This window comes from Streptomyces sp. NPDC021562 (assembly GCF_040640875.1).
GTDB lineage: Bacteria > Actinomycetota > Actinomycetes > Streptomycetales > Streptomycetaceae > Streptomyces.
In genome coordinates this window covers 342564-351393 of record NZ_JBFACN010000007.1, presented here as the reverse complement: position 1 = coordinate 351393, position 8830 = coordinate 342564, and the positions used below count along the sequence as shown (strand labels likewise).

Genomic DNA, 8830 nt, shown 5'->3' with positions numbered 1-8830 from the left:
TCGGCGACCGGCTCGGCGAAGCCGATGAAGTCCGCCGGGATCAGCTTCGTACCCTGGTGGATCAACTGGTAGTAGGCGTGCTGGCCGTTGGTGCCCGGTGTGCCCCAGACGATCGGGCCCGTGGTCCAGTCGACGTCCTTGCCGTCCCGCGTGACGTGCTTGCCGTTGGACTCCATGTCCAGCTGCTGGAGGTAGGCGGTGAACTTGGACAGGTAGTGCGAGTACGGCAGCACCGCGTGCGACTGGGCGTCGAAGAAGTTGCCGTACCAGATGCCCAGCAGGCCCAGCAGCAGCGGCGCGTTGGCCTCGGCGGGGGCGGTGCGGAAGTGCTCGTCGACCAGGTGGAAGCCGTCCAGCATCTCGCGGAAGCGGTCCGGGCCGATGGCGATCATCAGGGAGAGGCCGATGGCGGAGTCGTACGAGTAGCGGCCGCCGACCCAGTCCCAGAACTCGAACATGTTGTCCGGGTCGATGCCGAAGTCCGTCACCTTGCCGGCGTTGGTGGAGAGGGCCACGAAGTGCCTGGCGACGGCCTCCTGACCGGCCTTCAGTTCACCGAGCACCCAGTTGCGGGCCGAGGTCGCGTTGGTGATCGTCTCGATCGTGGTGAACGTCTTGGAGGCGACGATGAACAGGGTCTCCGCCGCGTCCAGGTCACGGGTGGCCTCGTGCAGGTCGGCGCCGTCGACGTTGGAGACGAAGCGGACCGTGAGGTCGCGGTCGGTGAGGCTGCGCAGCACCTCGTAGGCCATCGCGGGACCCAGGTCGGAGCCGCCGATGCCGATGTTGACGACGTTGCGGATGCGCTTGCCGGTGTGGCCGGTCCACTCGCCCGAGCGGACCCGCTCGGCGAAGGCGCTCATCTTGTCCAGGACCGCGTGCACCCGCGGTACGACGTTCTCGCCGTCGACCTCGATCACCGCGTCCCGCGGGGCGCGCAGCGCCGTGTGCAGCACCGCGCGGCCCTCGGTGATGTTGATCTTCTCGCCGCGGAACATGGCGTCCCGCAGCCCGAAGACGTCGGTGGCGGCGGCCAGCTCCTGGAGCAGGGCCAGGGTCTCGTCCGTGACCAGGTGCTTGCTGTAGTCGATGTGGAGGTCGCCGACCTGGAGCGTGTAGCCCGTGCCGCGCCCCGGGTCGGCCGCGAACAGGTCCCGGAGACGGGTGTCGGCGAGTTCCTCGCGGTGCCTGACGAGCGCGGTCCACTCGGGCGTCTGGTCGAGCCTGGTACGGCCGTCTGCGTTCATGTGCGACTTCAGCCTTCTTCCTTGCACCTGTCCTGTTGCACGGCTGCCCCGTCTGCCGGTCCCAACCTAGTTGATCAGCGCGGGGCGCCGTGACAACGGGCCGGGCACCGGCCGCGCAGACGACTCCGGCCGGACGCCCGAAGGCTCCCGGCCGGTACCAACTCCTAGATCTCGCCCCGCAGTTTGGCGAGCGCCTCGGCGAGGATCGCCTCGCCGTCCGCGTCGCTGCGCCGCTCCCGTACGTACGCGAGGTGCGTCTTGTACGGCTCGGTGCGCGGCGGGTCCGGCGGGTTGTCCCGGTCCTGACCTGCCGGGAAGCCACAGCGCGGGCAGTCCCAGGTCTCGGGCACCTGCGCGTCGCTGGCGAAGCTGGGCTGCGTCTCGTGCCCGTTGGAGCACCAGAAGGAGATGCGCAGACGCGGCGCGGACTCGCCGCGCTCGGCCTCGCCCATCGGCCCCGCCCCGACCCGGCTACCTCGGATCGCGTTGCCACTTGCCACGGTCGTAACTCCCTGCGTGATGGTGCCGCGAAGCGAGTCGGCGTGTCGCTTCGTTGCGAGCGCCTCAGTCTACGTAAGGCCCAACGCGCGTCCAGTGTTGGGAGTTACCGTCCCCGCACCTAGACGCAAGCCCCATGATAGGCCGCGCTCAGGTGCGCGTACCGAACATGGGGCCTTACGTGCGGATTGTGCGTGTGTGCGAGTCGCGGATCAGCTGTTCGTCTTCATCAGCAGGCCGAGGACGATGATGCACGCGAACCACAGCAGACCGATCACCACGGTGATCCGGTCCAGGTTCCGCTCGGCGACCGAGGAGCCGCCGACGGAGGACTGCATGCCGCCACCGAACATGTCGGAGAGGCCGCCGCCCTTGCCCTTGTGCATCAGCACCAGCAGCATCAGCAGCAGGCTGAAGACGATCAGGGCGATCGAGAACCCCAAAACCACGGCTGGACCAACTTCCTCGGATACGGATGGACTGCGGGGCCGGGACCGTCACGCGGAGCGTGGAGCGGCTTCCCTTCAGGTCTCGGCCCCGCAAGGGTACGACGGATCGTCGCTAGCGCCTACTCGCGGGTGCGCTCACTGATCGCGGAAACGCACGATCTTGACGAATTCGTCGGTGTCCAGCGAGGCACCGCCGACCAGGGCGCCGTCGATGTCGGCCTGGGCCATGATCTCGGCGACGTTGCCGGACTTGACGGAGCCGCCGTACTGGATGCGGACCCGGTCGGCCAGCTCCTGGCCGTACAGCTCGGCGAGCTTGCCGCGGATGGCGGCGCACACCTCCTGGGCGTCCGCGGCGCCGCAGACCTTGCCGGTGCCGATGGCCCACACGGGCTCGTAGGCGATGACGATCGACTCGGCCTGCTCGGCGGGGAGGTCCTTGAGACCGCCCTCGACCTGGGTGAGGGTGTGGGAGACGTGGTTGCCCGCCTCGCGGACGTCCAGCTCTTCGCCGACGCACAGGATCGGGGTCAGACCGTGCTTGTAGGCGGCCTTCACCTTGGCGTTCACGATCTCGTCGGTCTCGGCGTGGTACTGGCGGCGCTCGGAGTGGCCGACGACCACGTACGTGCACTTCAGCTTGGCCAGCATCGGGCCGGAGATCTCACCGGTGTAGGCGCCGGAGTCGTGCGCCGAGATGTCCTGGGCGCCGTACTTGATCTTGAGCTTGTCGCCGTCGACCAGGGTCTGCACGGAGCGCAGGTCGGTGAAGGGCGGCAGGACGGCGACCTCGACGGCCTCGTAGTCCTTGTCGGCCAGGGCGAAGGCGAGCTTCTGGACGTGTGCGATGGCCTCGAGGTGGTTGAGGTTCATCTTCCAGTTGCCCGCCATGATCGGCGTGCGGGTGGTCATAACGGGGTCAGTCCTCCAGTGCGGCGAGGCCGGGGAGCGTCTTGCCCTCGAGGTATTCGAGGGAGGCGCCGCCACCGGTCGAGATGTGTCCGAACGCGTTCTCGTCGAAGCCGAGGATGCGGACGGCGGCTGCGGAGTCACCGCCGCCCACGACGGTGAAGCCGTCGGACTCCACGAGGGCCTGGGCGACCGCCCGGGTGCCCGCGGCGTAGTCGGGGTGCTCGAAGACGCCCATGGGGCCGTTCCAGAACACGGTGGCGGCGTCGGCGAGCTTCGAGGCGTACAGCTTGCTGGTCTCCGGGCCGATGTCCAGGCCCATCCGGCCGGCCGGCATGGCGTCCGCGGGAACCGTGTCGGGGTGGGTGGGGGCCTTGGCCGACAGGTCCGGGAACTCGGCGGCCACCACGGTGTCGACGGGCAGCACGATCTCGACGCCGGTCTTCTCGGCGCGCTCGAGGTACTCGGTAACGGTCGCGAGCTGGTCCTCCTGGAGGAGGGAGCTGCCGACCTCGTACCCCTTGGCCTTGAGGAAGGTGTAGACCATGCCGCCGCCGACGAGGATCCGGTCGGCCTTGCCGAGCAGCTGGTCGATCACGGCGAGCTTGTCGGAGACCTTGGCGCCGCCGAGCACGACGGCGTAGGGCCGCCGGACGTCCTCGGTGAGCTTCTTCAGGACGCCGACCTCGGTGGCGATGAGGTAGCCGGCGTAGTGCGGCAGCCGGGCCGGGAGGTCGTAGACGGAGGCGTGCTTGCGGTGCACGGCACCGAAGCCGTCGCCGACGTAGACGTCCGCGAGGGCGGCGAGCCGGTCGGCGAACTCGCCGCGCTCGGTGTCGTCCTTGGCGGTCTCGCCGGCGTTGAAGCGCAGGTTCTCGATGACCGCGACCTGGCCGGGCTCGAGGCCGTTCACGGCGTCGTGGGCGGCGGGGCCGACGGTGTCCTGGGCGAACGCGACCGGGGCGCCGAGGAGTTCGCCGAGCCGCTCGGCGGCCTGCAGCAGGGAGAACTGCGGGTCCGGGGCGCCCTTGGGGCGGCCCAGGTGGGAGGCGACGACCACCTTGGCGCCCGCGTCGGCGAGGGCCTTGACGGTGGGCAGTACGGCGCGGATGCGGCCGTCGTCGGTGATGAGGCCGTCGGCCATCGGCACGTTGAGGTCGGCGCGGACGAAGACCCGCTTGCCGTCGACGCCTTCGGCGAGGAGTTCGTCGATCGTCTTCATGGTTGGGGACTCCTACAGGAGGGCTCTTGATCGTACGAGGGCTGATCGAACCGTAGACGGCGGGTCGATCCTTACGTGCGTCAGGGCCCGGGCAGCGCGACGGTGCGCTGCCCGAGCCCTGCTACCGCATCGAGGTGCGTGCTCGGTCGATCAGAGCTGGCTGCCGACGAAGACCGTGAGGTCGACGAGGCGGTTCGAGTAGCCCCACTCGTTGTCGTACCAGCCGAGGACCTTCACCGTGTTGCCCTCCTGGACCATGGTCAGGGAGGAGTCGAAGGTGCAGGAGGCCGGGTCGCTGACGATGTCCGAGGAGACGATCTCGTCCTCGGTGTACGCCAGGTAGCCCTTCAGGTCGCCGTCCTCGGCGGCCTTCTTGAACGCGGCGTTGACCTCGTCCTTGGTGACCTCGCGCTGCAGCGTCACGACCAGGTCGGTGGCGGAGCCGGTCGGGACCGGGACGCGCATGGCGATGCCGTCCAGCTTGCCCTTGAGCTGCGGGAGGACCAGCGCGGTGGCCTTCGCGGCACCCGTGGTGGTCGGGATGATGTTCTCGGCGGCGGCCCGGGCGCGGCGCAGGTCCTTGTGCGGGAAGTCCAGGATGCGCTGGTCGTTGGTGTACGCGTGGACCGTCGTCATCAGGCCCTTGACGATGCCGAAATTCTCGTCGAGGACCTTCGCCATCGGCGCCACACAGTTGGTGGTGCAGGAGGCGTTGGAGATGACGTGGTGGTTCGCCGGGTCGTACTTGTCCTGGTTGACGCCCATCACGATGGTGATGTCCTCGTCCTTGGCCGGAGCCGAGATGAGGACCTTCTTGGCGCCGCCGGCGATGTGCTTCTCGGCGTCGGCCTTCTTCGTGAAGATGCCCGTCGACTCGATGACGATGTCGACGCCCAGCTCGCCCCAGGGGATGTCGGCGGGGTTGCGCTCGGACAGCACCTTGATGGTGTGGCCGTCGACGGTGATCGTGTCGGCGGTGTGCGACACCTCGGCCTTGAGGCGGCCCAGGATCGTGTCGTACTTCAGCAGGTGCGCGGTGGTCGCGGTGTCACCCAGGTCGTTGACAGCCACGATCTCGATGTCAGCGCCCTGCTCCAGCAGCGCGCGGAAGTAGTTGCGACCGATACGACCGAAGCCGTTGATGCCTACGCGGATCGTCACGAACCGATCTCCTCGTTGGTACGCCGGCCATGCGGTGCCGGCGAGCTGTATTTGGGATGTCCCCGACCACCCACGACCCTACCTCCCTGAGGCTCCCGTGGTGACATCCAGATGCCCCATACACGGCGAGGCGGTCCGTACCCGCCAGTAGGGGTACGGACCACCTCGGATCGTGGATCGAATTGCCCGGTTCTGACCGGGAATGCCGACCCGTACTCACCCTTCTTTCACTCGTTCGTGAGCGGGTCGGCTCACTTGTCGAGTGCCGTCAACGCCTTCTTCACCAGAGCGGCACGATCGGCGGCCGAGGTGACCTGTTCCAGACCGAAGCCGAGCAGCACGCTGCGGTCCGTGGTGACCGCGCCGTACGTCCGGAACAGGGCTCCCGTGCGCGTCCAGTCCTTGAGGACGGCCGGGCTGCCCGGGGGCGGCGCGGCGACGCTCCAGGGGCCGAGGGACGTCTCGAAGCCCTCCGTCTCGGCCGCCTTGCCGTCGAGCACGAGCGAGGCGTCGTCGAGGAGGACGCCGTGCCCGCCGGTGCCCGGGTCGGTGACGTAGGAGACGGAGACCTCGACGGACCTGCCGGCGTACGCGCTCAGGTCGAAGCTCGCGGTCTGCCAGCCCGCCGAACTGCCGGTGAAGCTGTGCCAGGTGCCGCTGGTGCCGGTCGCGGCGCACTGGCCGTCCCCGATGGTCAGGTAGTGCTTGAGCCACGGGTGCTCGGCGATCAGGAAGCCCGCCCCGCACTCGGACGGTACGGCGTCCTTGGCGGCGCCCTCCTTGTCGGGCAGGGTCGTCCAGTCGTCGGCGCCGACCGTGTGGACCTCGACGATCGCGTGGTCGTAGCCCGGTTCGGTGTCCCACAGCAGCTTGGTGCTGAGGGTCGGCCGGTCGGCCGCGGTGACACCGGTGAGGTCGACGGTGCGGGTGAGGCGCTTGTAGGCGTCGTCGGTGTGGACGGCCGCGGCCATGTACGACCCGGAGTACGGCCCGTACGGGTTGACGGTCCCGGCGAACTGTCCCGCGCCCGCACTGGCGAACTGGGGATGGGTGTCGGCGGCGAGCTCGTCCGAGGTGACGGAGTAGGTCCCGGCCTTGTCGAGGGGGTTGGCGGCGGTACCGCTCAGCGGGCCGGAGAACCCGCCCAGCGCGCCGGAGCCGGTGAAGCCGGTGGCCCCCGGCGTCGAGGTACGGGAGTAGGCGCCCAGGTAGTACTGGCTGAAGTCGTCCGACGGGGTGCCGTCACCCAGGTTGACGCTGCCGCCGGCCAGCTCGCCGGCCTCGATCAGCTTGCCGCCCTCGTTGAGGTAGGCGCGCAGCTGGAGCTGGGTGTCGTTGCCGGGGCCGCTCGTGCCGGAGTAGTGCACGACCGTCCTGAAGTGCGCCAGCACGCCGAGCGCGTCGGGCGCGCCCTGGGTGGCGACGTCCCAGACGACCGCCTTGTGCCCGGCGGCCTTCAGCGCGTCGACGTAGGCGCCCGCCTGGGTCGCCTTGGCGCCCTCCTCGGCGACCACCAGGGTGTCCGCCGCGGGTCGCCGCGCCACGGTGTACGTGAAGTGGCTGCTGGAGACCTTCTTGCCGCCCCGGCTCTCGCCGGTGAACCACACCTCGACCTTGTCGCCCGGCGCGCCGCCCTTCACCTTGGCCCGGTACTCGTCGAAGTAGAGGTCGTCCGCGCCGCCGTAGGTCTCGCCGCCCTTCCAGTGCCTGAGCGCCGTGTCGTGCGTCCGGCCGCCGTTGACGCGGTACCTGAGCCTCTTGTCGCGGACCGCCTTGCGGACGACGACGGAGACCTCCTGGTCGGCGCCGCGCGCGTACGAGGTGCTGAACGTCGCCGGGGTGAAGTCGGCGGCGCTCAGCCCGACCGAGGAGCTCGGCCGGTCGGGGTGGGCGGCGGTCTCGGCGACGGAGAGCGCGAACGGAATGTTCTTCACGAACTCGTCCTGGATCAGCTTCTCGTCGTCCGGGAAGTTGAAGACCGACTGGCAGTCCGCGGCGTTCCAGGCGTCGTTCGGGTCGAGGTCGGAGGCCGTCTGGCAGGTCGACATCTCCGGGGTGAACATCGCCATGCCGTTGACGTTGGAGGCGTGGCCGTCCGCCTCGCCGTTGGTGGTGTACAGCTCCGAGGAGACCTGCGAGTGGTAGCCGGGGATCGCCGGGTTGTCCGGGGTACCGGCGAGCGCCTTGTAGAGCACGTCGTCCGGGGTGGGGGTGGCCACCTGCCAGCCGACGCCGTAGAGCAGCAGTTCGGCGGCCGAGTGGTAGTTGATGCCGTACGTGAAGCCGATCCGCTTCTCGAACCCGTCCAGCGCCCTGGTCTCCGGCTCGGACTCGGGGCGGGCGCCGCGGTAGGTCTCGCTGGTGGGGTTGGGTGACGAACCCTCGTCGTCGTAGCCCCACTTGTAGCCGAAGTTGCGGTTGAGGTCGACGCCGTCACCGGTGTCGATGACCCCGTCGCCGTTGACGTCCCGCAGGTTCTTGCGCCACAGGCGGGTGTCGGGGCTCCGGAAGGTGTAGTCGTAGCCGTCGGGGTTGGCCGAAAGGACGAACCACAGCTCGGTCGAGTCGACGATCTTCTTGATGCGTTTGTCGGTGCGGTAGTTGTCCAGGTAGTAGTGCATCAGCCGGCGGGTCATCTCCGGCGTGATCCACTCCCGCGCGTGCTGGTTCGACACGTACAGCACGGACGGCTTGGAGCCGTCCTTCGACTTCTTCGCGCCCTTGGTCAGTTTGAGCGCGAGGATGTCCTGGCCGCCGATCGTCTTCCCGATGGACTCGACCTTGGTGAGGCCGGGGTTGGCCCGGGCAGTGCGGAGGATCTCCTCCTTCAGCCCGCCGCTGCCGCTGTAGGGGCGGAAGACGCCCTGGGCGGCGTTGCCGACCCGCACCTCGGCCCTGGCGGAGAGTGTGTGCTCGGTGAGGGCGACACCCTGCTTCCGCAGCTTCCCGGCCTGCTGGTCGGTGAGGTAGAGCTCGACTTCCGTCTTCCCGGATCCGGTGACCTGGTCGCCGAGTTCGCTGCCGTCCTGGCCGGCCTCGAGCAACAGGGGAATCTGCTTCTTGGTGACGTCGGCGTGGAAGACCTTCACCTCGTCCGGGCCGGTGGTGCCCGAACCGGCGGTCTGCGCCTGGGCCATGGGTGCGAGAGCGGCTCCGCCGATCAGGAGCGCGCCGACAGCGAGGATCGATCTCGCTCTGTGTCTCATGTACCCCCCTAGCAGTGGTCCGCCACGGCGGCGAACTCATGCCAGGCTCATGACACTTCATGATCGAGTCAAGGGCGACTCACGGACAGCCCACCGGTAGTACACAAGCGGACCATAAGCTCGCAAACGCCGGTGCCG

7 protein-coding genes are annotated in these 8830 nt (G+C 68.9%); all 7 read right to left on the bottom strand.

Annotated features, from left to right (window positions below):
* On the bottom strand, positions 1 to 1247 hold a 1247-nt coding region (pgi, locus tag AB0G52_RS14105; RefSeq protein WP_361336525.1), incomplete at its 3' end, for a glucose-6-phosphate isomerase.
* 164 nt (positions 1248 to 1411) lie between these two features.
* Complete coding sequence (locus AB0G52_RS14100; RefSeq protein WP_003976875.1) at positions 1412 to 1747, bottom strand: RNA polymerase-binding protein RbpA; 336 nt, start codon at positions 1745 to 1747, stop codon at positions 1412 to 1414.
* 210 nt (positions 1748 to 1957) lie between these two features.
* Complete coding sequence (gene secG / locus AB0G52_RS14095) at positions 1958 to 2188, bottom strand: preprotein translocase subunit SecG (protein ID WP_189942979.1); 231 nt, start codon at positions 2186 to 2188, stop codon at positions 1958 to 1960.
* A gap of 141 nt (positions 2189 to 2329) precedes the next feature.
* Positions 2330 to 3106, bottom strand: a complete 777-nt coding sequence (tpiA, locus tag AB0G52_RS14090) for a triose-phosphate isomerase (RefSeq protein WP_132886116.1) — start codon at positions 3104 to 3106, stop codon at positions 2330 to 2332.
* Between the two features lie 7 nt (positions 3107 to 3113).
* Positions 3114 to 4325 carry a phosphoglycerate kinase gene (locus tag AB0G52_RS14085; protein WP_361336523.1) on the bottom strand — a complete coding sequence of 404 codons (1212 nt, stop codon included), beginning with the start codon at positions 4323 to 4325 and terminating at the stop codon, positions 3114 to 3116.
* A gap of 150 nt (positions 4326 to 4475) precedes the next feature.
* Complete coding sequence (gene gap / locus AB0G52_RS14080; protein WP_132886118.1) at positions 4476 to 5486, bottom strand: type I glyceraldehyde-3-phosphate dehydrogenase; 1011 nt, start codon at positions 5484 to 5486, stop codon at positions 4476 to 4478.
* A gap of 251 nt (positions 5487 to 5737) precedes the next feature.
* Positions 5738 to 8692, bottom strand: coding sequence for a M14 family zinc carboxypeptidase (locus tag AB0G52_RS14075; protein WP_361336520.1), 2955 nt, complete (start codon positions 8690 to 8692; stop codon positions 5738 to 5740).
* Positions 8693 to 8830 lie beyond the last annotated feature (138 nt).